Source organism: Massilia solisilvae (assembly GCF_024753215.1).
GTDB classification, from domain to species: Bacteria; Pseudomonadota; Gammaproteobacteria; order Burkholderiales; family Burkholderiaceae_D; genus Telluria; species Telluria solisilvae.
On the sequence record NZ_JANUGV010000007.1, the window covers coordinates 91,070 to 115,331 of the forward strand.

Consider the following 24,262-nt stretch of genomic DNA (forward strand, 5'->3'; position numbering starts at 1 on the left):
GGGCTGTTCGCTGCCGCATTTCCCCCGTGCAACATAGTTGAGGATGGTTGAACGCGTGGGCAGGAAGACCTGCCCACCCTACCGCAGATTCAGGTAGTCACGCCAGGCCCTTCTTCGCCGATGACGAGCCGTTCGCCGTGGTAGGCATGTGGCGGCACCGCCAGGTTGACCGGCGCCGGCACGTTGCGAAATACGCGGCCGGCCAGGTCGTACTTGGAGCCGTGGCAGGGACAGTAGAAGCCGCCGGGCCAGTCCGGGCCAAGGTCGGCGGCTCCCGGCTCGGGCCGGAACACGGGAATGCAGCCGAGGTGGGTGCACACCGCCTCGACCACGAGAAAGGCCGGGCGCACCGAGCGGGTGGCGTTGCGCGCGTATTTCGGCTGCTGGTCGGTCTGCGAGTCGGGATCGAGCAGCAGCGCGTCATGCTTGCCCAGCGTGGCCAGCATTTGCGGCGTGCGGTGCAGCACCCACACCGGCCTGCCGCGCCAGTTGACGGTGATGAGCGTGCCCGGCGCGACCCGGGTCACGTCCACGTCCACCGGCGCCGCCTCGGCCTTGGCCCGCTCGCTCGGCTCCATCGACGCCACGAACGGGATCGCCGTTGCGGCCAGGCCCACCGTGCCCATGCCAATGGTCGAGGCGACCAGGATGCGCCTGCGTGCCTGTTCCTTTTCGTCCAGCGGTCCGGTTTCGCTCATGTCCACGGGGTGCCTCGGCCAGGGTGATACCGGTTTGACCGGGAATATCGCGCGTCGTTGCCATTTTTCGTTGTGCCATGCAGAAAGGTGGATAATGGCGCGATGGACACCGCAATCAAGGAAAAGGTACTGGCCGTCATGCGCCTGGCGCGCACCCGGCAGGAGTCGACGGACTGGTTCCGCGTCGCACTGGGCCTGTATTACCTGGCCGGCCTGATGACCAGCGAGGCGATCGACTTCAAGAAGGTGGACCGCGAGTTCAACCGCTTCATCTACCACACCATCGGCGGCGGCCACAGCATCACCAGCGTGCTGCAGTACATGAGCGGGGACAAGGTGATGCCGGTGGTCCAGTCCGAGCGCTTCATGGCCGCGTTCGTCGAATGCTGCGCCGACGTGCCGGCGGACACGATCCCGTTCCTGCTGTCGCTGAACCTGGGCGTGGCAAAGAACATCTCCAGGCTCGAGGTCACCGGGCCGTTGCACGAGTGGATCGAGCGCCAGCAGGCGCTGCTGGCGCAGGCGCAGCAAACGGCGGGCGAGGGCGAACGGAACCGACCGGCAACAGGCGAAGGCCTATAATGGCGCTTTCCGCCGTATCGTTTTGACTATTTCATGATTGCCAACCGTTCCATCAATCCCCTCGACCACCTGATCGTGGGCTTCGACCGCGCTCTGCGCGTGGTCGGTGGCGTGGCCACCTCGTCCCGCCCCAACCCGGCCGCGCACGCCGCCGACTGCGAACTGAACGAAGAGGAGCAGCGCCACAGCGCCGGCCTGATGCGCGTGAACCACGTGGGCGAGGTCTGCGCGCAGGCGCTGTACGACTCGCAGGCGCGCTTCGCCCAGACGCCGCAGGTGCGCGCCCAGTTCGAGCAGGCCGCGCGCGAGGAAGAAGACCACCTGGCCTGGACCGCGCAGCGGCTGTCCGAGCTTGGCTCGCAGCCGAGCCTGTTGAATCCCTTGTGGTATGCGGGCGCGTTCGCGCTGGGCACCATCGCCGCCAAGATGGGCGATGCGCACAGCCTGGGCTACGTGGTCGAGACCGAGCGCCAGGTCGAGGCGCACCTGAACAGCCACCTCGACGCGCTGCCGCCGCAGGACGCCAAGTCGCGCGCGATCGTGGACCAGATGCGCATCGACGAGATCGCGCACGGCGCCGCCGCCCAGTCGCTGGGCGCGGCCGACATGCCGCTGCCGGTGAAAATGGCGATGCAGGCGATGGCCAAGGTGATGACCTCCACCGCCTATTACATCTGAGCCGTTTTTCGTAGGGTGGGCGGGTCTCCCGCCCACGCGTCCAACGACCGTGTGAAACGCTTTACGCCTCGACGATCTCGAACGAGTGCGTGATCTCGGCCGTCTTGGCCAGCATGATCGAGGCCGAGCAGTATTTGTCGTGCGACAGGTTCACCGCGCGCTCGACCGACGCGCTCTTCAGGTTGCGGCCGGTGACGGTGAAGTGGAAGTGGATTTTGGTGAACACCTTCGGATCGGTCTCGGCGCGCTCGGCCTTGAGGGTCACGTCGCAGCCGCGCACGTCTTCGCGCCCGCGCTTGAGGATCAGCACCACGTCGTAGGCCGTGCAGCCGCCGGTCCCCAGCAGCACCATTTCCATCGGCCGCGGCGCGAGGTTGTGGCCGCCGCCCTCGGGCGCGCCATCCATGCTGACCATGTGGCCGGACCCGGTCTGGGCCCGGAAACTCATGCCCGACGGGCCATTCCAGCTGACTTTCACTTCCATTTGCGTTCTCCGCTATTGTGCGATGCCCTTATTGTAAGGCTTACACCGCCAGCACGTAGCGCTCGCTCTTCATCCGCCACGAGGCGAACGCCACCGCCGCCAGCGCCGGCACGGCCGAGCTGAGGAAGGTGAGCACGAACGGCACCGCCTCCACCTGTCCGGTCCGGGCCATTTCGCGCAGCAGGGTCTGGTCCGAGAGCATCGGCACCAGGTACATCCAGGTGGCGGTCTTCAGGTCGAGCATCGAAACCAGCACGCCCGGCACCATCGGCACCAGCATCACGAAGCTGAGCAGGCTCTGGGCCTCCTTGAACGACTTCGAATTCATGGCCAGCGCCACCTGTACCGCAGCGGCGAACAGCGACAGCGGCAGCGCGGCGATGCACACCATGGCCAGGCCGCCCCACGACAGGCTCCACGCCATGCCGATTTCTTCCAGCGGCAGCCAGGACAGCACCAGGTGCGCCAGCGCCAGTTCGAGCGTGACGCCCACCATGGCCAGGGTGCCGGCGGCCAGCCACTTGCCGACCACCAGGTCGGCGGCGCGCGCCGGCTGCGCCATCAGTACTTCGAGCGAGCGCCGTTCGCGCTCGCCGGCGGTGCTGTCGATGGCGGTGGCCATGCCCAGCATGAAGGACGGGAAGAACAGCGCGGCCAAAATGCTGCCGATCATGGCGGCCGAGCGCGAGGCGTTGGTGCCGGTGTCGTAGCGCTGCAGCTTGATCGGCGAGAGCGTGGCCGGCGATACCCCGTGCGCGAGCAGGCGCGCGCCCGCGATGTTCGAGCCGTAGGCGTTGATCACGTCTTCGATGTCGCGCGTGCGCGAGCCGGTGTCGGCGGCCGAGTCGAACCACAGCTCGATCGCGGCCGGACGCATTGCCTCGTAGTTCTCGGCGAATTTGTCGGACACGCGCAGCACCGCCACCGTCTTGCGGCCCTTGAGCAGGGCGGCGATGCCTTCCTCGTCCATCGGCGCGACCTCGCGCAGCGTGAAGTTCTTTTGCCTGAGCTGGGTCATCAGGGTGGGCGCGCGCGCCGCGCCGATCACGGCCACCTCGGCGCCTTCGCGCTCGGGCTTGGTGGCGCGGTTGACCATCTGCTGCAGGATAAAGCCGAGCACCACCGGGTACATCACCGTGAACAGCGCCAGCATCGCCAGCGTGCGCTTGTCGCGCAGGGTTTCGCGCAGCTCCTTGACGAGCACCACCATGAAACGCGGCTTCATGCGAGGATCCCTTCTTCGCCCACCAGGCTGACGAACGCGTCCTCCAGGTTGGCGATGCCGGTGCGGCGGCACAGCTCACCGGGCGAGCCCTGCGCCACCGTGTGGCCCTTGGCGATCACGATCACGTCGTCGCACAGGTGGGTCACCTCCTGCATTACATGGGTGGCCATCAGCACGCAGCAGCCTTCCGCGCGCAGCGCCGACAGCGCGTGGCGCAGCGCGCGCGTGCTCATCACGTCCAGCCCGCGGCTCGGTTCATCCAGCAGCAGGTGGCGCGGCCGGTGCAGCAGCGTGCGCGCCAGCGCCACCTTGATGCGCTGGCCCTGCGAAAAGCCCTTGCAGCGGCGGTCGATGATGTCGTCCATCGACAGCATCTCCGATACGGCGTCGATGCGGCTCTCCAGTGCGCGGCCGCCCATGCCGTTCAACTCGCCGAAGTAGGCCAGGTACTCGCGCGTGGACAGGCGCTCGTACAGGCCGAACTGGTCGGTCAAAAAGCCGATGTTGTTACGCACCTTGAGCGGGTCGCGCTCGGGGTCGACGCCGTCGATCAGGATGGTGCCGTGGTCGCGCCGCAAGAGGCCCACCAGCGTGCGCAGCAGCGTGGTCTTGCCGGCGCCGTTGGGACCGAGCAGCGCCGTGATCTGGCCGTCGCGCGCGGTGAAGCTCACCCCGCCCAGCGCCTTCACACCGCCAAATTGTTTGCGTACTTCGTCGACTTCGATCATGGGCTGGAGGGGTCAGGGTTGCGGGCCGGCGCTGCCGAGCTGGAAGGTCGGCGCCGGGATCTCGGACAGGCAGCGCGCGTCCACCTGCTTGTCCGGGCGGTCGAGGAATTCGCGCAGCACGCGCGCCGCGCACGGCAGCTGCGACACGCCATGGCCGGCATTGGCCACCACCACGTGCTGGGCGTGCGCCATGTGGCGCGCCGCCTCCTCCGCGCGGTGCGGCGGCGTGACCGGGTCGAGCGCGCCAGAGAGCAGCAGGGCCGGCGCATCGATGCGCGACGGTGCCTTGTAGGGTACGGCCGGCACCTTCATCGCCGCGCACAGGGGCACGATGCGCTTTGCCATCGGGGCCGTGAGCACGCCCGCGTCGGCGGCCAGCAGTGCGGGCGTCATGCGCGGCACGTCCTCGGCGCAGACCACGGCCAGGTGCAGCAGCAGCGCGTTCGAGCCCTCCGCCGACAGGTCGGAGAACAGGTTCTGGCGCGCCACGAACGGCGCCCAGTTGCCCTGGTACGCGGTGTGGATCAGGAACGGCAGGCGGCGCGCGTCGGCCGGGGTGTACAGGATGTTGTGGACGGTGCCGAGAAAGCGCGTGCTGGTCATCGTGAAGCTCACCGGGCGCGCCGTGCGCGGGTCGGGCAGCGACAGCTTGACGCCGGCCGCGGCGCGCTCGACCAGCGCCGAGAATTCCTGCTTCAGGTTGGGGTAGGCCTTGCGGCAGGCGGTGTCGCGCGCGCACAGGTCGAATACCTTGTCGAGCGAGGCCTGGCTGTCGCGGCCTCCCGCCGGGATCACCTGGTCGGGCGCGGCGACGGCATCGAGCAGCAGGGTGCGCACCGAACCCGGATAGGCACGGGCGTAGGCTTGCGCCAGGCGCGTGCCGTACGAGCCGCCCCAGACGTTGATCTTGCCGTAGCCCAGCGCCTGGCGCACCTGCTCGATGTCGCGCGCGGCGGCCTGGGTGGTGTAGGCGGCAAACGGCGCGCGCGAGTTGGCGATGCAGGCGCGCACCAGCGCGTCGAGCTGCTCGTCGCCCATCGTGTCTTCCTGCGGCATCGGGCAATCCAGCTTGCCCGACAGGCCAGTGCCGCGCTGGTCGATAAAGACGATGTCGCGCGTGGCGCGGGCGCGCTTGAAGGCGCCCGAGAGCAGTGGCAGCACGTCGCTGCCGGCTTCGCCCGGGCCGCCGGCCAGCACGAACAGCGGGTCGGGACCCGCGGCCTCGCGATAGGCGCGCGCCACGGTGACGTGCAGCTTGAGGGTGCCGGCCCCCGGCTTGCCATAGTCCAGCGGCACCGGCAGCGTCACGCAGCGCAGCGCGTCCTCCGAGCCGGGCAGGTGGCAGGTGCGTTCGCTTGGCGGCTCCGCGGCCCGCACCGGGGCGGCCAGCAGCAGCGCCAGGGCCGTCGCCAACGGTAACTTATATTTCACAGGCACTCCTATTCGGGGTCGGAGTCATAATAATTTGACAATCGCGGCGAGGTCAACGGTGGGCTCAATCACTGTAGACCAAATTTCTTAGTTGCAACTTAACCTTGGTTGAATGCGCCCACGCCACAGCGCTGCGCGGCTGGGTTGACCCGGGAGCCCGTTGTCCGCTATCATTGCAGGCTTTCCGTTTGCTCAGGAAAAGACAATAAGGTCGAGTCCGCGCCAGCGAGGGCGGAACCACCGCGTAATTTGAGCATTTAACCAATTTAGGAAGTCAACATGAAAACTTTTTCCGCTAAAGGACATGAAGTCCAGCGCGACTGGTTCGTGATTGACGCGACGGACAAGGTCCTCGGACGTGTTGCCAGCGAAGTGGCACTCCGACTGCGCGGCAAGCACAAACCGGAATTTACTCCGCACGTCGATACCGGTGACTACATCGTCGTCGTCAACGCAGGCAAACTGCGCGTGACCGGCACCAAGGCCAACAACAAGGTGTACTACCGTCACTCGGGCTACCCGGGCGGTATCTACGAAACCAACTTCCTGAAAATGCAACAGCGTTTTCCGGGTCGTGCGCTGGAAAAGGCCGTCAAGGGCATGCTGCCCAAGGGTCCGCTCGGCTACGCGATGTTCAAGAAGCTGAAAGTGTATGCGGAAGGTACCCACCCGCACGCTGCCCAGCAACCCCAAGCACTCGAGATCTAAGGAGCTGACTCATGATCGGTAACTACAACTACGGCACTGGCCGTCGCAAGAGTGCAGTCGCTCGCGTGTTCATCAAGGCCGGCACCGGCCAGATCATCGTGAACGGCAAACCGGCAGCGGAATACTTCTCGCGTGAAACCGGCCTGATGGTCATCCGTCAACCGCTGGAGCTGACCGGCAACGTCGAGCGTTTCGACATCAAGGTCAACGTGCACGGTGGCGGTGAGTCGGGCCAGGCAGGCGCCGTCCGTCACGGCATCACCCGCGCCCTGATCGACTACGATGCAGGCCTGAAGGGCGACCTGGCACGTGCCGGTTTCGTCACCCGCGACGCCCGCGAAGTCGAGCGTAAGAAGGTCGGCCTGCGCAAAGCACGTCGCGCCAAGCAGTTCTCGAAGCGTTAATCGCTGCCGCAGCGTTCATCGCTGCTGCAAAATCAGCCGCCCGCTGCAAAGCCGGCGGCTTTTTTTTCGTCCGTTGCACCTGGCAGGCTTCGTGCAGTCATGCAGGGTGGGCAGCTCGCCTTCCCACCCCGCGTGTCGTTCAGCGCAGCAGCGCCTCCACGGTCTGCTGCACCTGCCAGGCTTCGTCCAGCGTGGCGAGCGTATGCGGCTCGCCGGCGCAAAAAGCCCGCAATTGCAGGGCCAGTCCTTCGCGCGTTTGCCGGTAGCTCGTTTCCTTGTCCGCCGCCCCGACCGGGTGCCATTCGCCGCCGATGCGGCGCTGCACGCAGTACCAGTCGTGCAGGCGCAACGCGCCGTCGGTGCCGACAAAGGTGCAGCGATTGTCGTCGTCGATGGCGCCTGCCACCGCGGCGTCGATCTCCACCGGCGTATCGCCGATCCGCAGCTGCGCCTGCAGGCTGGTTTCGGCTGCCGCCGGATCGCGGGGATAGACCACCGCATGCGCCAGGAGGTGCGGCGCGCCGAGCTGGCGCACCAACAGGAACAGGAAGTGCGACAGGACTTCGCGGCAAAAGCCGCCCTCGGCCCGCTGCGCCAGCCAGGTCGCATCCGCTTGCCAGGGACGCGGCCATTGCCGAAAGCGCAGGCGCACCTCGGCACGCGTGACCCGGCCCGCCACGCCGTCGTGCAGCATCCCGGCCAGCATGGCCACCGGCGGCGACGCGCCAAACCCGAAGTTGACGGCCACGCGCCAGCCTTCGTGCCCGGCGCGCGCCACCAGCGCGGCGGCGGCGTCGACATCCAGGGCCAGCGGCTTTTCGCACAGGACCGCTTTCCCGGCTTCGGCCGCGGCGGCCAGGTACTGCAAGTGCGTGCCGGGCGGCGAGGCAATGTACACCAGGTCCACGTCCGGGTCGGCAAGTACGGCCTCGGCGCTGGGGCGCATGGCGTTGTGCGCCAGCGCGGCCATCGCCGCACGCGCCTGCGGCGCCGGATCCCAGGCGCCGGCGATCTCGAACTGCCCGGATGCGACCAGCCGGGGCGCAAGCGCCCGGGCCATCGTGCCGCATCCAATGATTCCTAGTCGATATGGAGACATACGATTCCCGGGCCGGATCAGCCGGCGGCGTTCAGTTGGGTGAAGGGCTTGAGGTCCGTATAGTTGGCCACGTCGGCCATGATTTCGGCCCCGTGCTCGGCCAGGCCGGCGGCCAGGCGTTCGCCGTCGCTGCACAGCAGGTGGCCCACGGCGAGAAAGCGCGGCGGGTTGCCGTCGGCGTCGGGCAGGCCGCGGTCGACCTCGAAACCCTTGACGCCAAATGCCTGCAGGCGCTGCATCACCATCGGGAAGTGCTGGTCCCGGTAGTAGTCGAAGTCGAAACGGGCGGCGGCGTCGAACGGGTAGAACACGGACAGTTTGATCATGATGTTTCTCCTGATTGAGAGGGAAGGGACTGGCCGTCGCCGGCCAGGATGGCGAGCCACTGGTCCACGCCCCGATAGAGCGTGGACAGCAGCAGGTTTTCGTCGTGACTGTGCTGGTTGCAGTCGTCGTTCGAAATCGGCATGGTGATGACCGCAAGACCAGCGCGGGCAAAGTGGTGGAACGCGAGGCTGCCGCCTTCGCTGGGCTCGAGCACCAGCTCTTCGCCCAGCAGCGTGCGCAGCCTGGCGACGATGCGCCGGCCAGCGGGGTGGTCGAGCGGGGTGCGGGTGGCGGGAAAGCCGGCCAGGCAGTCCAGCTGCACCACCGGCCCGCATTGCCGCAGCATGGCCGCCGTCGGCGTGCCGGAAATCACCGGGTAGCCGAGTGCCGCGATCGCGTCGCGCAGCTGTGCGCAAACGGTTTCGGGCGCCATGCCCTCGACCAGGCGCAGGTCGAATTCCGCGACCGCGCTGCCTGGCACGACGTTGCGCGCGCCAGCGCCGACGCCACCGGCGGCCAGGCCGCGCAGGTTGAAGGTGGGCTGGTTGATCAGCATTTGCAGGCTGTCGCGCGGCAGCTCGCGCATGCCGAGTCGCTGCGCCACCGCCTGCTCGATCGGCGGCACGGCGGCGATCGCGGCCAGGCTCGCGGCGTCCAGCGGCGCCGCGTCCTTGCCGTAGCCGGGCAGCAGGGCGCGGCCGTCGGCATCCACCAGGCGGCCAATCAGGTGTGCCAACTGCACTGCGGCGTTTGGCGCAAAGCCGCCGAAATGGCCGCTGTGCGCATCGTGCGTCGCCGCATGCAAGGTCAGGCGGGCCTGCACGATGCCGCGCACGCCGAAGGCCACCGTCGGCAGGCCGCTCTGGTGCAATTCACCCGAGGCCGAGATGACCAGGTCGGCATTCAGGCGCGCACCGTGGTGGTCGATGATGCCCGCCAGTCCCGGCGATTCGCGTTCTTCCTCGCCGTCGAACAGGAATTTCAGGTTCACCGCCGGCGCCATGCCGGCGGCACGCAGCACGTCCAGCGCCGACAGCGCCGCCACGATGGCGTTCTTCGAATCGGCGGCCGAGCGCGCATACAACCGCCAGCTCGGGTCGATCCCCGCCGGCGAAGCCGGCCAGTGCACGAAGCCGGAGTCCGCGCCGCCGGTGCGCAGCCGGGGCTCGTAAGGCGGCGAGTGCCAGCCTTCGCCAGCCGGGACGCCGTCGTAGTGGCTGTAGATGAGCAGCGTCTCGCGCACACCAGGACGGCATAGCTCGCCATAGACGTAGGGGCGGCCGCTGGCAGTTGGCCACAGCTCGGAGTGGATGCCGCGGCGCGCCAGCATCTCGCGCAGGTGGTCGGCGTTGGCCTGGATCGCGGCGCTGTCCTCGACGTCGTTGGGCACGCGCAGCCACCCGGCCAGCTCATCCAGGATGACCAGCGAGCGTTGATGGCGGAGGGACTGCAGGGTGGCAAGTGTCATCATTGGATCCGTACAATGTGTTTTTGAACATTAAATGTAATGGTACACTTGACGGAATGATGCAGTCAAAAAGAAAATTGTTTCATGACAAATTGGATACCTGAGCTACCAGCCGCCGGTGACAAGCCGATCTATCTGGCGATCGTCGATGCGCTGCAGGACGCGATCCGCAAGGCCGTGCTGCCTGCCGGCGCGCGCCTGCCGGCGCAACGCGAGCTGGCCAAGGCGCTGGGCGTGACCGTTGGCACCGTCAGCCGCGCCTTCATCGAGGCGCAGCGGCGCGGCCTGATCGAATGCGGGGTCGGCAGCGGCAGCTACGTGCGGCGGGCCAGTGATGCGCTTGCTGACGCCGCGATCGACCTGCGCACCCACGCCCCGGCCTTCCCCGAGGGCATCGACGGGCGCGATATGCTCGAACAGGCGCTGGCTGGTTGCCTGCGCGGCGACGCTCTGGCCGGCCTGCTGGCGCCCGAGGTCAGCGCGGAGAATCCGATGCACCGGGAGGCCGCGGTGGCCTGGCTGGCGCGCTGTGGCGTCACGGCCAGCAGCGCCAGCGTCCTGATCGCGGCGGGCGCGCAGAACGGCCTGTATGCCATCCTGGCGACCTTGTCCCGCCCCGGCGCTGTGGTCCTGTGCGAGGCGTTCACCAATCCCGGTTTCATGCTGGCCGCGCGCCAGCTGGGCTTGAGCCTGGTTGAGGTCGCGAGCGACGGGGAGGGGGTGTTGCCGGACGCCGTGGCGCAGGCGTGCCGGCAGCACGCGCCGTGCGTGCTGTACTGCCAGCCGACCTGGGCCAACCCGACGGCGGCCACGATGTCGCCAGCGCGCCGCAAGGCCCTGGCGGCCGTGCTGGAGCGGCATGACCTGCCGATGATCGAGGACGACGACTACGGTCCGCTGGCGCCCGAGGGCTTGCCGCCGCTGGCCGCGCTCGCCCCCGGGCAGGTGTTCTACCTTGCCAGCCTGTCCAAGCCGATCGGATTCGGCTTGCGGCTGGCTTACGTGCAGGCGCCGCCGCGCTGGCAGGCGGCATTGCAGTCGCAGCTGCGCGCGACCATCTGGATGGTCTCGCCACTGGTGACCGAGCTGGCGGCGAGCTGGCAGCGCCAGGGCCTGGCCGACAGGATCCTGCGCTGGCGCCGTGACGAAGCGGCCGCGCGCGCGCAACTGGCGCGGCAGCACCTGGGCGTGCCCGTCAACGGCATGGCCAGCCACGTCTGGATCGCGCTGGCGCCGGGCTGGCGCGGCGACCGCTTTGTGCAGGGGCTGGAGCGCCAGGGTGTGCTGCTGGCCGCGGGCGAGAGCTTTGCCGTGCAGCCCAGCGCGCGCGGCTACGTGCGCGTGACCCTGGGTGCGGTGCCGCGTCGCGCCAGCCTTGCGCGCGGGCTCGAGCTGGTGGGCGCGGCGCTGCGCCAGCCGCCGGAGATCGAATTGCTGTGAGCAGAAACCGGCGCCGTGTGTGCCGGTGGGCATGCAGGCGGCGAGACTGCTAAAATTGCACCCTCGGCCGAAAGGCAATGTCTCATCACAAGGAAACCACAATGATCAAAGTTGGCATCGTCGGCGGAACCGGTTACACGGGCGTGGAATTGCTGCGGCTGTTGGCCGTTCACCCGCAGGTGGAGCTGACCGCCATCACCTCGCGCAAGGAAGACGGACTGCCGGTCGCCGACATGTTCCCGTCGCTGCGCGGCCGCGTGAACCTGGCTTTCTCCGCGCCCGACAAGGCCGACCTGACCAAGTGCGACGTCGTGTTCTTTGCCACCCCACACGGCGTGGCCATGGCGCAGGCGCCCGAGCTGCTCAAGGCCGGCGTCAAGGTGATCGACCTGGCCGCCGACTTCCGCATCAAGGACGCGTCCGTGTTCGAAAAGTGGTACAAGATTCCCCACACCGCCCCCGAGCTGCTGGAAGAGGCGGTGTACGGCCTGGTTGAGCTGAACCGCGAGCAGATCAAGGGCGCGCGCCTGATCGCCAACCCGGGCTGCTACCCGACCACCATGCAGCTGGGCTATTACCCGCTGCTCAAGGCCGGCGTGATCGACGCGGGCAACCTGATCGCCGACTCCAAGTCCGGCGTGTCCGGCGCCGGCCGCAAGGCCGAGATCGGCACCCTGTTCTCGGAGGCCAGCGACAACTTCAAGGCCTATGGCGTGGCCGGCCATCGCCACACCCCGGAAACGTCGGCCCAGCTGCAGCGTTACACCGGCCAGAAAGTCGGCCTGATCTTCACCCCGCACCTGGTGCCGATGATCCGCGGCATGTTCTCGACCCTGTACGCCAAGCTGACCCGTGACATCGACAACGCCGCCCTGCAGGCGCTGTTCGAGGCCGAGTACAAGGATTCGCAGTTCGTGGACGTGATGCCGTTCGGTTCGCTGCCGGAAACCCGCTCCACGCGCGGCTCGAACATGCTGCGCATCGCGCTGCACCGCCCCGAGAACGGCGACACCGTCGTGATCCTGGTGGTGCAGGACAACCTGGTCAAGGGCGCCTCCGGCCAGGCGGTGCAGTGCATGAACCTGATGTTCGGCCTGCCGGAAGAGACGGGTTTGCAACAGATCGCGCTGTTGCCGTAACGGATTTGCACCCCTGCGGCGTCGTTTTCGGCTGAGCCGGACACGATCTAGATCAAAGCGGTAACTGTTGAGCGAGATAAATTGACCAATGCTCTGGTTGGTTTTACAAGCTCGGTCCGTTCCGTCATTTCTTGCAGGGGTGCCATCATGTTCGGTCGTAATGCCAAAAGCGAAATAGACAGCCTGGTCGGTATTTCCGCCCGCATCGAGGGCGACCTGATGTTCACCGGCGGCCTGCGCATCGATGGCGAGGTACACGGCAACGTGGTGGCCGGCGACGGCGCCGACAGCGTGCTGATCGTCTCCGAGCACGCGCGCATCGAGGGCGAGGTACGCTGCGCCAACCTGGTGGTGAATGGCTATATTGCCGGTACGGTTTATTCCTCCGAGCTACTTGAATTACAGCCAAAAGGCCGCATACATGGGGATGTACATTACAAGTTGCTCGAGATGCACGGCGGCGCTCTTGTTACGGGGAAATTAACCCACCAACAGACGGGCGAGCCGGTTTTCCACCTGGCGGTGGGGGCGGAGGTGACCGAAGCATGACTTTCGCCGAGCGACTATAATGGACGGCAAACCGAATCCATCCAGGAGTTACCAAATGACTGCAGTCGCTGACGTGCAAGAAAACACCATCCCGACGCCCATCGTGTTCACCGACAGCGCCGCGCAAAAGGTTGCGCAACTGATCGAGGAAGAGGGCAATCCCGACCTGAAACTGCGCGTGTTCGTGCAAGGCGGCGGCTGCTCGGGCTTCCAGTACGGCTTCACGTTCGACGAAATCGTCAATGAAGACGACACCACCATGGTCAAGAACGGCGTCCAGCTGCTGATCGACTCGATGAGCTACCAGTACCTGGTCGGCGCCGAGATCGACTACAAGGACGACCTCGAAGGCGCGCAGTTCGTGATCAAGAACCCGAACGCCAACTCGACCTGCGGCTGCGGTTCGTCGTTCTCGGCCTAAGCCAGCACCAACAGCAGTAAAACCGTCGTCCCCGCGCAGGCGGGGACCCATGCTGAGCATCCAGTTCCGCGGCGCGGATCATGGACGCGGTCTATGGGTCCCCGCCTGCGCGGGGACGACGTTTTTAAGGCTGCGGCATCAATTGTGCCGTCGTCCCGGCGAACGCCGGGACCCATGCCGAGGTGTCGATGCGATAGCTTAGAGCGCGGCTCCGCGCCGGGATGACGATATGCTGGTGAATGTGGTGCCGACATTGTTTGCCGCCAGCGGCGGCCCGCTCATGCCGGGTACAGCGCGCCCAGGATGCGCAAGCCCTTCGCCCCCGTCACCGCCGGCAGGTTGCCTGGCTCGCGCTGCATGAAGCGGTAGCCCAGCCAGGCGAACGCCAGCGCCTCCACCCGGTTGGGCGCCACGCCCAGCACCGCCGTCGATTCCACCGGCACCTTTCCGCCCAGCTCCTGCGCAAGATCGCGCAGCAGCGTCCCGTTGTAGGCCCCGCCGCCGCACACGTAGACCGCCTGCACATGCGCGCTCTCGTCCCGGATCGCGCGCGCGATCGTGATCGCCGTCAGCCGCGTCAGGGTCGCCTGCACGTCGGCCGGCGCCACGTCCGGGCACTGTGCCAGCTTCGCATCCAGCCACTCGTCATGGAACAGGTCGCGCCCGGTGCTCTTGGGCGCCGGCTGGCGGAAGTAGGGCTCGTCCAGCAGCACCTCGAGCAGTGTCGCGTCCACCTTGCCGGTTGCCGCCCATGCCCCGTCCGCGTCGTAGGCCTTGCCCTGGTTGCGCGAAATCCATAGGTCGATCAGCACGTTGCCCGGGCCGGTGTCGTAGCCTGTCACCCGGCCGTCACCGTGCAGTACGCTGATGTTGCCGATGCCGCCGATGTTGACCACCGCGCGCGCCACGCCCGGCTTGCCGAAAGCGGCCTCGTGGAAGGCCGGCACCAGCGGCGCGCCCTGGCCACCGGCGGCGATGTCGCGGCTGCGGAAATCGGCCACCACGTCGATGCCGGCCAGTTCCGCCAGCAGGGCAGGGTTGTTGGTCTGGCGCGTGAAGCCGAGTTCGGGCCGGTGCCGGATCGTCTGCCCGTGCACGGCCACCGCCGCCACCGGCCCGCCTGCCGCCGGCAGCAGGGCCTGCACGCACTGCGCGTACGCCGCCGCCAGCCCATTGGCCGCGATCGCCTCGCGTTCGAGTTCGTTCTCGCTCTTGGCCTGCAGGGCCATCAGTTCGGCGCGCAGCGCGGCGGGAAAGGGAACGAAGGCCGCTTCGATGGTGCGGATCGTGCCGTTGCCAAAGTCGGCAAGCACACCGTCCACGCCGTCCAGGCTGGTGCCGGACATCAGCCCGATGTAGAGGGAAGAAGTGTTCATCAGATAAAGGAATTTGCCGTGCCCGGCAGTATAGTCAATAAAAAACGCCTCCCGCGCAAGCGCAGCGGGAGGCGTTCTGGTGTTGCGTCAGCCTGGCTTAGCGCGCGGCCATCGTCTGGCCGGCCGGCGCCAGCAGCGAGAAGCGGTGGCTCATGTCGGCCGCGGCCATCTTGAAGCGCGACAGTTCGCCCTGGGACAGCGGCGCCTGCGCCACCACCTTCATCGAGTTCGGGTCGCGCGCTTCGCCGGCGACGCGGAATTCGTAGTGCAGGTGCGGACCGGTGGCCCAGCCGGTGGCGCCGACGTAGCCGATCAGGTCGCCCTGGTGGACCTTCTGACCGCGACGCAGGCCGCTGGCGAAGCGGCTCAGGTGGCCGTAGGCGGTGCTGTAGTTGGCCCAGTGCTTGAGCACAACCAGGTTGCCGTAGCCGTTGCTGGTGCCGGCGAAATCGACGACGCCATCGCCGGCCGCGCGGATCGGGGTGCCCAGCGGTGCGGCCAGGTCGATGCCCTTGTGCTGCTTCCACACGCCGAACACCGGATGCATGCGCATCGAGAAGCCGGACGAGACGCGGGTGTAGGCCACCGGCGACTTGAGGAAGCCCTGCTTGAGCGACTTGCCGTCCAGGGTGTAGTAGCCGCCCTGGCGGGTGACCGGGTCTTCGTACCAGACCGACTGGTAAGTGACGCCACGGTTGACGAACTCACCGGCGAGGATGCGGCCGGTCTTCACCAGTTCGCCATCCTGGTAGAAGGTTTCGTAGACGACCGAGAAGTGGTCGCCACGCTTCAGGTCCGAGCGGAAGTCGATGTTGTTCGAGAACATCTCGATGATCTGGCCGACGATCGAATCCGGCAGCTTGGAGCCGTCGACATCGGAGTCGGTGGCCGCGTACAGCGAGCTGGTGATCTGGCGCGAGCGCATCTCGATGCGGCGCTCCAGCTCCGGCGCGCCCTCGGTCGCCACGAACTTGTCGCCCTTGCGCTTGACGGTGATGGTGGTCGGCGCGTCCTTGCCTTCGATCGTGGCGTGCAGCGACAGCAGCAGGCCGTTTTCGTCGGTTTCGGCCTGGATGCGCTTGCCGGTCTTGAGCGTCAGGATGCGTTTGGCCAGCTTGTCCGAGCGGATGAAGTTCTGCGCTTGCGCGTCGTCCACGCCCAGGCGGGTGAGCACCGAGCCGAGCGAGTCGCCCGAGCGGATCCGCTCTTCGTGGATGAACTGCTGCGAGTCGTTCTGCAGCGCGGCGATCTGCGCGGACAGGTTGGGCAGGTCCAGTTGCTGGGTGATCGACTTGACCGGCAGGTCGGAAGCGTCGGGGGCGATGGGAGCGACAGCGGTGGCGCCAAACGCGCACACTGCCAGGAAGCCAGCGCCTGCGGCGACGATCCGCGTCTTGCGGGACGTGTGGGCCAGCTTATCGGTGATTTTCTGTATTGGGTTCATGCAATCAGTTAAAATTTGCCGCTTCAACGTCTCTGAACCACTGCTTGTTATTGATCTTGTTACTGCTGATATCTTTTTTTGCGGCAAGATCGATGGATCGGGCATTATACCAAACTCCTCGGTCCTACAACCAAATTAGCTCATTTCCTACAAGAATTTTATGACAGATTCCGTTTCTTCTGGTAGTGATAAAAATGCAACTCTGCCGCTGACCGACAGCGTCCGGGAAGCGCTCGCCATTACCAAGCGGGGCGTCGACGAACTGCTGATCGAAAGCGAATTCGCACAGAAGCTGGCGCGCGCCGAGCAAACCGGCAAGCCGCTGCGCGTGAAGCTGGGGCTGGACCCGACCGCGCCCGACCTGCACCTTGGTCACACCGTCGTGCTCAACAAGCTGCGCCAGCTGCAAAACCTTGGCCACCAGGTGATTTTCCTGATCGGCGACTTTACGTCGATGATCGGCGACCCGTCGGGCCGCAACGTGACCCGCCCGCCGCTCACCCGCGAGCAGGTGGAAACCAACGCGATGACCTACTTCCGCCAGGCGTCGCTGGTGCTCGACCCCGAGCGCACGGAGATCCGCTACAACTCGGAGTGGAGCGACCCGCTGGGCGCGCGCGGCATGATCCAGCTGGCCTCGCGCTACACCGTGGCGCGCATGATGGAGCGCGACGACTTCACCAAGCGCTTCAAGAGTGGGACACCGATCAGTATTCATGAGTTCCTCTATCCGTTGATGCAGGGCTACGATTCGGTCGCTCTGCACTCGGACCTTGAGCTAGGTGGAACGGACCAGAAGTTCAACTTGCTTGTTGGCCGCGAGCTGCAGAAGGACTACGGCCAGGAGCCGCAGTGCATCCTGACCATGCCGCTGCTCGAGGGCCTGGACGGCGTGGACAAGATGTCCAAGTCCAAGAACAACTACATCGGCATCACCGAGCCGGCCAACACCATGTTCGGCAAGCTGATGAGCATCTCGGACGTGATGATGTGGCGTTACTACGAGCTGCTGTCGTTCCGCTCGATGAACAACATCATCCAGCTCAAGGCCGCGGTGCAGGAAGGCATGAACCCGCGCGACGCCAAGGTGGCGCTGGCCAAGGAAATCGTCACCCGCTTCCACAGCGCCGACGCTGCCGAGGACGCGCTGGCCGACTTCGTCAACCGCTCCAAGGGCGGCATTCCGGACGACGTGCCGGAAGTCACCCTGGCCGGCGCCCCGCTGGGGATCGGCGTGCTGCTCAAGCAGGCTGGCCTGTGCGCCTCGACCTCGGAAGCGAACCGCATGATCGACCAGGGCGGCGTGCGCATCGACAGCGCCGTCATCAGCGACAAGGGCCTCAAGGTCGAGGCCGGCACCTTCGTGCTGCAGGTCGGCAAGCGCAAGTTCGCACGCGTTACGCTGACCGCATGATTGGCCTGCTGCAACGGGTCAGCCAGGCCAGCGTGGTCGTCGATGGCGAGAATATCGGCGCCATCGACGCCGGCCTGATGGTGCTGGTGTGCGCCGAAAAGCGCGACACCGAGCGCGAGGCCGACGCCTTGCTGGCCAAGCTGCTGGGTTACCGCGTGTTCGCCGACGATGCCGGCAAGATGAACCGCAGCGTGAAGGACGTGCAGGGTGGCCTGCTGCTGGTGCCGCAGTTCACGCTGGCGGCCGACACCAAGTCCGGCACCCGCCCGTCGTTTTCACCCGCCGCCAGCCCGGAAGACGGGCGACGCCTGTTCGATTATTTCGTGCGCCGCGCCGCCGAAAGCCATGGCAATGTTCAGACCGGCAGGTTCGGTGCGGACATGAAAGTTTCGCTGATCAACGACGGTCCCGTGACTTTCTGGCTGCAGGTTGATCCGGTCGGTGTTTCGCGCTGAAACAAGCCGGCACCGGCAAGGGTCAATGACATCAGGGCGACGGGAGACAGCGATGAAGATCTGGAGTGATTCCTTTACCGAGGGCGGGGTCATCCCGCCCGAGTGCGCGTTCGCCGTGATCGATCCGGTCAACCACATCAAGCTGTCGAGCAACCGCAACCCGCACTTCGCCTGGGAAGACGTTCCCGCCGGCACCCAGTCGCTGGTGCTGCTGGCCCACGATGCCGATGTGCCCAGCGAAGGCAGCAATGTCAACAAGGAAGGCAGAACCGTGCCCGAATCGCTGGCCCGGGTGGACTTCTACCACTGGACGCTGGTGGACATCCCGCTGTGCATGAAGTCGGTCACCGAAGGCATGTTCTCGGACATGGTCACGCCGCACGGCAAGGCCGGCCCGTTGGTTCCGTTCACCATCAAGAACGGCACCGAGCACCAGCTGCGCCAGGGCCTGAACGACTACACCGGCTGGTTCGCGGGCGACCCCGACATGGCCGGCGAATACTATGGCTACGACGGCCCGTGCCCGCCCTGGAACGATGAGCGAGTGCACACTTACGTGTTCACGCTGTACGCGCTCGACATCCCGCGCCTGCCGCTGGAAGGCCGCTTTACCGGGCCCGAGGCGCGCCTGGCGATCATGGGCCACATCCTGGACGAAGCCCAGATGATCGGCGTGTACTCGCTCAACCCTGCCGTTGCGGCCACGCTCACCAAATAACCACCACGCGCCCCGAGGTTCGGGCGTCCTTGGAACCTCATGCCTGCATCAAACAACAACAACCCCACCCGCATCCTGCTGATCCGCCATGGCGAAACCGCGTGGAACGCCGAGCGCCGCCTGCAGGGACACCTCGACATTGCGCTCAACGCTGAAGGCGAACGCCAGGCCGAACTGCTGGCCGCTGCGCTCGCCAGCGAAACCATCGACGCCATCGTAGCCAGCGACCTGACCCGTGCAAGGCAGACCGCCGCTGCGGTGGCGCGCGCGCACCAGTTGCCCGTGCACGAAGACCGCGCCCTGCGCGAGCGCTGCTACGGCGGCTTTGAAGGGCTGCTGTATGCCGAGATCGCCCAGCGCTTTCCGGCCGAGTTTGCCGCATGGCAGGCGCGCGACGTGGACGCGGCGCTGCCGGCGGGGGCCAACCGGGGCGAGACCTTCCGCCAGTTCCACGACCGGGTGACGGGTGCCATGCTGCGCTGGGCCAAGGCACATCCGGGCAAGACGCTGGCGCTGGTGGCCCACGGCGGCGTGCTCGAATGCGCCTACCGTGCGGCGCAAAACATGCCGCTGGAAACGCCGCGCGACTTCAAGGTGCACAACGCGAGCGTCAACCGGTTCGTGGTCGAAAACGGCGTGCTCAAGCTCACCAGCTGGGGCGAAATCGGCCATTTGCGGCCGGCGGTGCTGGACGATTTGCCCTGATCGTTTCTCGGTACGCTCGATCGCGTTCTTATCCTCACCGCTTTACCTTGAGACCGTCGTCCCGGCGAAGGCCGGGATCCATGCTGAGCGTGCATCCAGGTAGCCCATGATGGCGCCTGTCAGGCTGTGCTTCGGGCCTGACCAAACGACAGGTGCCCTCGCTGGCCGGGCCATTGCTCGACCTGTCTATGGGTCCCGGCGTTCGCCGGGACGACGTGCTGATGCTTGTGGCGAGATCGCACCTTGGGCCATGCATGCATGTAATCGCTCGATAACCCCAGTGAATCCTCGCGCCTCACTGTCGCGTCCGCCACACCTCATCAAAAAATAGTGCTAATAAATTGAGCAGCGGTTCGGTTAAAATAGCGGATTCCCGCTGACCCTTTCCAAGTTTTCGCCTGTGCAAATCGGTCCCTACACCCTGCGCAATAACGTCTTCGTCGCCCCGATGGCAGGGGTGACGGACCGGCCGTTTCGCCAATTGTGCAAAGAGCTCGGCGCCGGTTACGCGGTGTCCGAAATGGCCGCGTCCAATCCGCGCCTGTGGGCCAGCGAAAAGAGCACGCGGCGCATCGATCACGCCGGCGAAATGGAGCCCAAAGCCGTGCAGATCGCCGGCGCCGTGCCCGAGGAGCTGGCCGAGTGCGCCAAATTCAACGTCGATCGCGGCGCGCAGATCATCGACATCAACATGGGCTGCCCGGTCAAGAAAGTCTGCAATAACTGGTGCGGCTCGGCGCTGCTCCAGCACGAAGACCTGGTCGCACGCATCCTCGACGCCGTCGTGAGGGCGGTGGACGTGCCGGTCACGCTGAAGTTTCGCACCGGCTGGAACCGCGAAAACAAGAACGCGCTGCGCATCGCGCGCCTGGCGCAGGATGCCGGCATCCAGATGCTGACCCTGCACGGCCGCACCCGCGCCGACGGCTACAAGGGCGAGGCCGAATACGACACCATCGCCGCCGTCAAGGCGGCGGTAGCCATTCCGGTGGTGGCCAACGGCGACATCACCACGCCCGAAAAAGCCAGGTTCGTGCTCGATTACACCAAGGCGGACGCGATCATGATCGGGCGCGCGGCACAGGGCCGGCCATGGATCTGCCGCGAAGTGGACCATTACCTGCGCACCGGCACCCACCTGCCGCCGCCCACCGTGGCCGAGGTGCGCGCATTGATGAACGCTCACCTGCAGGCGCATTACGCCTTCTACGGTGAATACGTCGGCGTGCGCACCGCACGCAAACATATCGGCTGGTACGTGCGTGATTTGCCGGGCGGGGAAGCGTTCCGTCAGCGCATGAACCTGCTCGAAGCGACAGCCGATCAACTCGCGGCTGTCGATGAGTTTTTCAAATCGCAATATCGGTACGGTGAGCGGTTACAATACCGGCCCGCGGATCCTGCCGACGAAGCGATGGCGGCATAGCAGTGAAGAAGAAATAAAAAAGACCAGGGGACAAACGCTGCCAACAGTAAGCAGCGTGGAAAACTAACCAGGATGAAGCAGCAAACATGAGCAAAGAGAGTATTCAGGAAGTCGTCCAGAAGAGCCTTGAGGACTATTTCAACGACCTGGGCGAGCAAAAACCGTCGAACATCTACGACATGATGGTGATGACCGTCGAAAAGCCGATCCTCGAGGTCGTGATGCACCGCGCCGAAGGCAACCAGTCGCACGCGGCGCAAATGCTCGGTATTAACCGTAACACCTTGCGCAAAAAGCTCCAGGAGCACGGCCTCCTGTAACGCGCCGGCATCCGTGGCCGTGCGATCGGGCGCGGCCGCGAAAGCGCCCCTAGCCCGATCGCAGAATTCCAATCAACCAGGCCACACCCATGATCAAACAAGCTCTTATCTCCGTCTCCGACAAGACCGGCGTGCTCGATTTCGCGCGCGCGCTGTCCGCGCTCGGCGTGAACATCCTGTCCACCGGTGGCACCGCCAAGCTGCTGCAGGATAACGGCGTGCAGGTGACCGAAGTCGCCGACTACACCGGCTTCCCGGAAATGCTGGACGGCCGCGTCAAGACGCTGCACCCGAAAGTCCACGGCGGCATCCTCGCCCGCCGCGACCTGCCGGAGCACATGGCCAAGCTCACCGAGCATGGCATCCCGACCATCGACATGGTGGTCGTCAACCTCTACCCGTTCCAGCAGACCGTTGCCAAAGAACAGTGCTCGCTGGAAGACGCGATCGAGAACATCGACATCGGCGGCCCGACCATGCTGCGCTCGGCTGCCAAGAACCACCGCGACGTGGTCGTGGTCTGCGACCCGGCCGACTACGGCCGCGTGCTGGCCGAGATGAAGGGCACCGGCGCTGCCGCCGGCGACGTCAGCTATGAGACCAAGTTCGAGCTGGCCAAGAAAGTGTTCGCGCACACCGCGCAGTACGACTCGGCCATCACCAACTACCTGACCAGCCTGGGCCCGGACAAGGCGCACGCCACCCGCGCCACCTACCCGCAGACCCTGAACATGACCTACGAGAAGGTGCAGGACATGCGCTACGGCGAGAACCCGCACCAGAGCGCCGCGTTCTACCGCGACCTGGCCCCGGCCGAAGGTTCGCTCGCCAACTACAAGCAGCTGCAGGGCAAGGAACTGTCGTACAACAACATCGCCGACGCCGACGCGGCGTGGGAATGCGTCAAGTCGCTGGGCGGCTTCGACCAGCCGGCCGGCTGCGTGATCATCAAGCACGCCAACCCGTGCGGCGTGGCGATCGGCGCCGATGCGCTGGACGCCTACTCGCGCGCGCTCAAGACCGACCCGACCTCGGCCTTCGGCGGCATCATCGCCTTCAACGTGGAAGTGGACGCCAAGGCAGCCGAAGCGGTTGCCAAGCTGTTCGTCGAAGTGCTGATCGCACCGTCGTTCACGCCGGAAGCGCTCTCGATCATGTCGGCCAAGCAGAACGTGCGCGTGCTGCAGATCCCGCTGGGCAACGGCCACAACGCGTTCGACCTCAAGCGCGTGGGCGGCGGCCTGCTGGTGCAGTCGCCGGACGTCAAGAACGTCGGCATCGGCGAACTGCGCGTCGTCACCAAGAAGCAGCCGACCCCGCAGCAGCTGCAGGACCTGATGTTCGCGTGGCGCGTGGCCAAGTTCGTCAAGTCGAATGCCATCGTTTTCTGCGGCAACGGCATGACGCTGGGCGTGGGCGCCGGCCAGATGAGCCGTGTGGACTCGGCACGCATCGCCTCGATCAAGGCGCAGAACGCCGGCCTGACGCTGGCCGGTTCGGCCGTGGCGTCGGACGCGTTCTTCCCGTTCCGTGATGGCCTGGACGTGGTGGTGGACGCGGGCGCGACCTGCGTCATCCACCCGGGTGGCTCGATGCGCGACCAGGAAGTGATCGACGCTGCCGACGAGCGCGGCGTGGTGATGCTGTACACCGGCACCCGCCACTTCCGCCATTAAACGGCGGTTCCCGTAGGGTGGGCGGGGTGAGGCTGGGCAGTGCCCAGCCGAACGAACGCCCACGCGTTCGACCAGCGCTAGCATGACCGCGTACACTGTTTGAACGCGTGGGCAGACAAGCTGCCCACCCTACATTCGTGGGACACCTCGAAAAACCTGTGTTTTTGCACAGTATTTCCCCACGAAACTTGTCTGCCGGTATAACATGCGCACATGATTATTCTCGGCATCGACCCCGGCCTGCGCACGACCGGCTTTGGCGTCATTGAAAAGCACGGCGCCAGGCTGCGTTACATCGCCTCGGGCACCATCAAGACCGGTCTGGAAGGCGCCTTGCCGCCGCGGCTGAAGGTGATCCTGCACGGCGTCTCCGAGATCATCACCACCTACCGCCCCACCTGCGCGGCCATCGAAAAGGTGTTCGTCAACGTCAACCCGCACTCGACCCTGCTGCTGGGCCAGGCGCGCGGGGCGGCGATCACCGCGCTGGTGGGCGCCGACCTTGACGTTGCCGAGTACTCGCCCACCCAGATCAAGCAGGCCGTGGTTGGCACCGGCAAGGCCGCCAAGCCGCAGGTGCAGGACATGGTCTCGCGCCTGCTCAAGCTGCCCGGCCTGCCGGGCACGGACGCGGCCGACGCGCTGGGCGTGGCCATCTGCCACGCCAACAGCCAGGACGCGCTGGCCCTGATCGGCGCGACGGCACCCGCATTCCAAGGCCTGCGCATGAAGCGCGGCCGCCTCGTTTAACCGCAAAGGAAGCACACGATGATCGGTCGTCTGTCTGGAATCCTGCTGGAGAAGAATCCGCCGCAACTGCTGGTGGACTGCCAGGGCGTCGGCTACGAAGTCGACGTGCCGATGAGCACCTACTACAACCTGCCCGAGACCGGCGCCAAGGTGACGCTGTTCACGCACCTGACGGTGCGCGAGGACGCGCACCTGCTGTTCGGCTTCGGCAGCGCCAGCGAGCGCGCCGTGTTCCGCCAGCTGATCAAGATTTCCGGCGTGGGCGCGCGCACCGCGCTCGCCATCCTGTCCGGCATGACGGTGGCTGATTTGTCGCAGGCCGTCACGCTGCAGGAAGCCGGCCGGCTGATCAAGGTGCCCGGCATCGGCAAGAAGACTGCCGAGCGATTGCTGCTGGAGCTCAAGGGCAAGCTGGGCGCGGACATCGGCGCGGTTGGCGGCGCCGCCCGTGACGACGCGCAATCGGACGTGCTCAATGCGCTGCTCGCCTTGGGGTATTCTGACAAGGAGGCGCTGGCCGCCATCAAGAACCTGCCGGCCGGTTCCAGCGTTTCCGACGGCATCAAGTTCGCGCTGAAGGCGCTATCCAAGAGCTAA

The 24,262-nt window shown here is 66.1% G+C and carries 27 protein-coding genes; 17 read left to right on the forward strand and 10 right to left on the reverse strand.

Annotation, left to right across the window (positions count from 1 at the left end):
- Nucleotides 1–89: 89 nt before the first annotated feature.
- The gene (gene petA, locus NX773_RS20060; protein WP_258858052.1) at nt 90–698 is read right to left on the reverse strand and encodes a ubiquinol-cytochrome c reductase iron-sulfur subunit; all 609 of its coding nucleotides are present in this window, start codon (nt 696–698) and stop codon (nt 90–92) included.
- 102 nt (nt 699–800) lie between these two features.
- Between petA and NX773_RS20065 the strand changes: the two genes are divergently transcribed.
- Both NX773_RS20065 and coq7 read left to right on the forward strand, forming a co-directional pair.
- Nucleotides 801–1,280 (forward strand): hypothetical protein, encoded by a 480-nt coding sequence (locus tag NX773_RS20065; RefSeq protein ID WP_258858053.1) that lies wholly within the window; start codon nt 801–803, stop codon nt 1,278–1,280.
- A gap of 33 nt (nt 1,281–1,313) precedes the next feature.
- Nucleotides 1,314–1,958, forward strand: a complete 645-nt coding sequence (gene coq7, locus NX773_RS20070; protein ID WP_258858054.1) for a 2-polyprenyl-3-methyl-6-methoxy-1,4-benzoquinone monooxygenase — start codon at nt 1,314–1,316, stop codon at nt 1,956–1,958.
- A gap of 61 nt (nt 1,959–2,019) precedes the next feature.
- On the opposite strand, the gene NX773_RS20075 is transcribed toward coq7, so the two are convergent.
- The 4 genes from NX773_RS20075 to NX773_RS20090 are packed head-to-tail and all read right to left on the reverse strand — an operon-like array spanning nt 2,020 to nt 5,826.
- Nucleotides 2,020–2,442 carry an OsmC family protein gene (locus NX773_RS20075; RefSeq protein ID WP_258858055.1) on the reverse strand — a complete coding sequence of 141 codons (423 nt, stop codon included), beginning with the start codon at nt 2,440–2,442 and terminating at the stop codon, nt 2,020–2,022.
- A gap of 40 nt (nt 2,443–2,482) precedes the next feature.
- Nucleotides 2,483–3,667, reverse strand: coding sequence for an ABC transporter permease (locus tag NX773_RS20080; RefSeq protein WP_258858056.1), 1,185 nt, complete (start codon nt 3,665–3,667; stop codon nt 2,483–2,485).
- Nucleotides 3,664–4,395, reverse strand: a complete 732-nt coding sequence (locus NX773_RS20085) for an ABC transporter ATP-binding protein (protein ID WP_258858057.1) — start codon at nt 4,393–4,395, stop codon at nt 3,664–3,666. The genes NX773_RS20080 and NX773_RS20085 overlap by 4 nt, the downstream gene beginning before the upstream one ends.
- A gap of 12 nt (nt 4,396–4,407) precedes the next feature.
- Nucleotides 4,408–5,826 carry an alpha/beta fold hydrolase gene (locus NX773_RS20090; RefSeq protein WP_258858058.1) on the reverse strand — a complete coding sequence of 473 codons (1,419 nt, stop codon included), beginning with the start codon at nt 5,824–5,826 and terminating at the stop codon, nt 4,408–4,410.
- A gap of 279 nt (nt 5,827–6,105) precedes the next feature.
- Between NX773_RS20090 and rplM the strand changes: the two genes are divergently transcribed.
- A complete protein-coding gene (gene rplM / locus NX773_RS20095) occupies nt 6,106–6,534 on the forward strand; it encodes a 50S ribosomal protein L13 (protein ID WP_258858059.1) in 429 nt (142 codons plus the stop codon).
- Between the two features lie 11 nt (nt 6,535–6,545).
- Nucleotides 6,546–6,938, forward strand: a complete 393-nt coding sequence (rpsI, locus tag NX773_RS20100) for a 30S ribosomal protein S9 (protein WP_028102305.1) — start codon at nt 6,546–6,548, stop codon at nt 6,936–6,938.
- A gap of 139 nt (nt 6,939–7,077) precedes the next feature.
- Here rpsI and NX773_RS20105 read toward each other — a convergent pair whose 3' ends face one another.
- Genes NX773_RS20105 through NX773_RS20115 form a run of 3 tightly spaced genes read right to left on the reverse strand, consistent with a single transcriptional unit; the run spans nt 7,078 to nt 9,832 of the window.
- Nucleotides 7,078–8,037 carry a Gfo/Idh/MocA family protein gene (locus NX773_RS20105; protein ID WP_258858060.1) on the reverse strand — a complete coding sequence of 320 codons (960 nt, stop codon included), beginning with the start codon at nt 8,035–8,037 and terminating at the stop codon, nt 7,078–7,080.
- A 17-nt stretch (nt 8,038–8,054) separates the two neighbouring features.
- The gene (locus NX773_RS20110; RefSeq protein WP_258824612.1) at nt 8,055–8,363 is read right to left on the reverse strand and encodes an EthD family reductase; all 309 of its coding nucleotides are present in this window, start codon (nt 8,361–8,363) and stop codon (nt 8,055–8,057) included.
- Nucleotides 8,360–9,832, reverse strand: a complete 1,473-nt coding sequence (locus NX773_RS20115; protein WP_258858061.1) for a M20/M25/M40 family metallo-hydrolase — start codon at nt 9,830–9,832, stop codon at nt 8,360–8,362. Before NX773_RS20115 ends, NX773_RS20110 begins: the two co-directional genes overlap by 4 nt.
- 84 nt (nt 9,833–9,916) lie before the next feature.
- On the opposite strand from NX773_RS20115, the gene NX773_RS20120 reads away from it, so the two are divergent.
- The 4 genes from NX773_RS20120 to erpA all read left to right on the forward strand — a co-directional run bounded on the left by NX773_RS20120 (nt 9,917) and on the right by erpA (nt 13,381).
- The gene (locus tag NX773_RS20120; protein WP_258858062.1) at nt 9,917–11,272 is read left to right on the forward strand and encodes an aminotransferase-like domain-containing protein; all 1,356 of its coding nucleotides are present in this window, start codon (nt 9,917–9,919) and stop codon (nt 11,270–11,272) included.
- 101 nt (nt 11,273–11,373) lie between these two features.
- Nucleotides 11,374–12,411 (forward strand): N-acetyl-gamma-glutamyl-phosphate reductase, encoded by a 1,038-nt coding sequence (argC, locus tag NX773_RS20125; RefSeq protein ID WP_258858063.1) that lies wholly within the window; start codon nt 11,374–11,376, stop codon nt 12,409–12,411.
- Between the two features lie 147 nt (nt 12,412–12,558).
- On the forward strand, nt 12,559–12,960 hold the full coding sequence (locus tag NX773_RS20130) for a bactofilin family protein (protein WP_258824616.1): 402 nt from the start codon (nt 12,559–12,561) through the stop codon (nt 12,958–12,960).
- Between the two features lie 55 nt (nt 12,961–13,015).
- Entirely contained in the window at nt 13,016–13,381 is a 366-nt protein-coding gene (erpA, locus tag NX773_RS20135) for an iron-sulfur cluster insertion protein ErpA (protein ID WP_258824617.1), read from the forward strand.
- Nucleotides 13,382–13,659: 278 nt separating this feature from the next.
- On the opposite strand, the gene NX773_RS20140 is transcribed toward erpA, so the two are convergent.
- Together NX773_RS20140 and NX773_RS20145 are read right to left on the reverse strand one after the other, a co-directional pair.
- On the reverse strand, nt 13,660–14,757 hold the full coding sequence (locus NX773_RS20140) for an anhydro-N-acetylmuramic acid kinase (protein ID WP_258858064.1): 1,098 nt from the start codon (nt 14,755–14,757) through the stop codon (nt 13,660–13,662).
- A gap of 97 nt (nt 14,758–14,854) precedes the next feature.
- A complete protein-coding gene (locus tag NX773_RS20145; protein WP_258858065.1) occupies nt 14,855–16,201 on the reverse strand; it encodes a M23 family metallopeptidase in 1,347 nt (448 codons plus the stop codon).
- A 160-nt stretch (nt 16,202–16,361) separates the two neighbouring features.
- On the opposite strand from NX773_RS20145, the gene tyrS reads away from it, so the two are divergent.
- The 9 genes from tyrS to ruvA all read left to right on the forward strand — a co-directional run bounded on the left by tyrS (nt 16,362) and on the right by ruvA (nt 24,262).
- Nucleotides 16,362–17,615 carry a tyrosine--tRNA ligase gene (gene tyrS, locus NX773_RS20150; RefSeq protein WP_258858066.1) on the forward strand — a complete coding sequence of 418 codons (1,254 nt, stop codon included), beginning with the start codon at nt 16,362–16,364 and terminating at the stop codon, nt 17,613–17,615.
- Nucleotides 17,612–18,070, forward strand: coding sequence for a D-aminoacyl-tRNA deacylase (gene dtd, locus NX773_RS20155; RefSeq protein WP_258858067.1), 459 nt, complete (start codon nt 17,612–17,614; stop codon nt 18,068–18,070). Before tyrS ends, dtd begins: the two co-directional genes overlap by 4 nt.
- 52 nt (nt 18,071–18,122) lie before the next feature.
- Nucleotides 18,123–18,788, forward strand: a complete 666-nt coding sequence (locus tag NX773_RS20160; protein WP_258858068.1) for a YbhB/YbcL family Raf kinase inhibitor-like protein — start codon at nt 18,123–18,125, stop codon at nt 18,786–18,788.
- A gap of 39 nt (nt 18,789–18,827) precedes the next feature.
- A complete protein-coding gene (locus NX773_RS20165) occupies nt 18,828–19,493 on the forward strand; it encodes a histidine phosphatase family protein (RefSeq protein ID WP_258858069.1) in 666 nt (221 codons plus the stop codon).
- 400 nt (nt 19,494–19,893) lie between these two features.
- The gene (gene dusB, locus NX773_RS20170) at nt 19,894–20,919 is read left to right on the forward strand and encodes a tRNA dihydrouridine synthase DusB (protein ID WP_258858070.1); all 1,026 of its coding nucleotides are present in this window, start codon (nt 19,894–19,896) and stop codon (nt 20,917–20,919) included.
- Between the two features lie 86 nt (nt 20,920–21,005).
- Nucleotides 21,006–21,239, forward strand: a complete 234-nt coding sequence (locus NX773_RS20175) for a helix-turn-helix domain-containing protein (protein ID WP_258823795.1) — start codon at nt 21,006–21,008, stop codon at nt 21,237–21,239.
- Nucleotides 21,240–21,328: 89 nt separating this feature from the next.
- On the forward strand, nt 21,329–22,915 hold the full coding sequence (gene purH / locus NX773_RS20180) for a bifunctional phosphoribosylaminoimidazolecarboxamide formyltransferase/IMP cyclohydrolase (protein ID WP_258858071.1): 1,587 nt from the start codon (nt 21,329–21,331) through the stop codon (nt 22,913–22,915).
- Between the two features lie 213 nt (nt 22,916–23,128).
- On the forward strand, nt 23,129–23,665 hold the full coding sequence (gene ruvC, locus NX773_RS20185) for a crossover junction endodeoxyribonuclease RuvC (RefSeq protein ID WP_258858072.1): 537 nt from the start codon (nt 23,129–23,131) through the stop codon (nt 23,663–23,665).
- Between the two features lie 18 nt (nt 23,666–23,683).
- Nucleotides 23,684–24,262, forward strand: a complete 579-nt coding sequence (ruvA, locus tag NX773_RS20190; protein ID WP_258858073.1) for a Holliday junction branch migration protein RuvA — start codon at nt 23,684–23,686, stop codon at nt 24,260–24,262.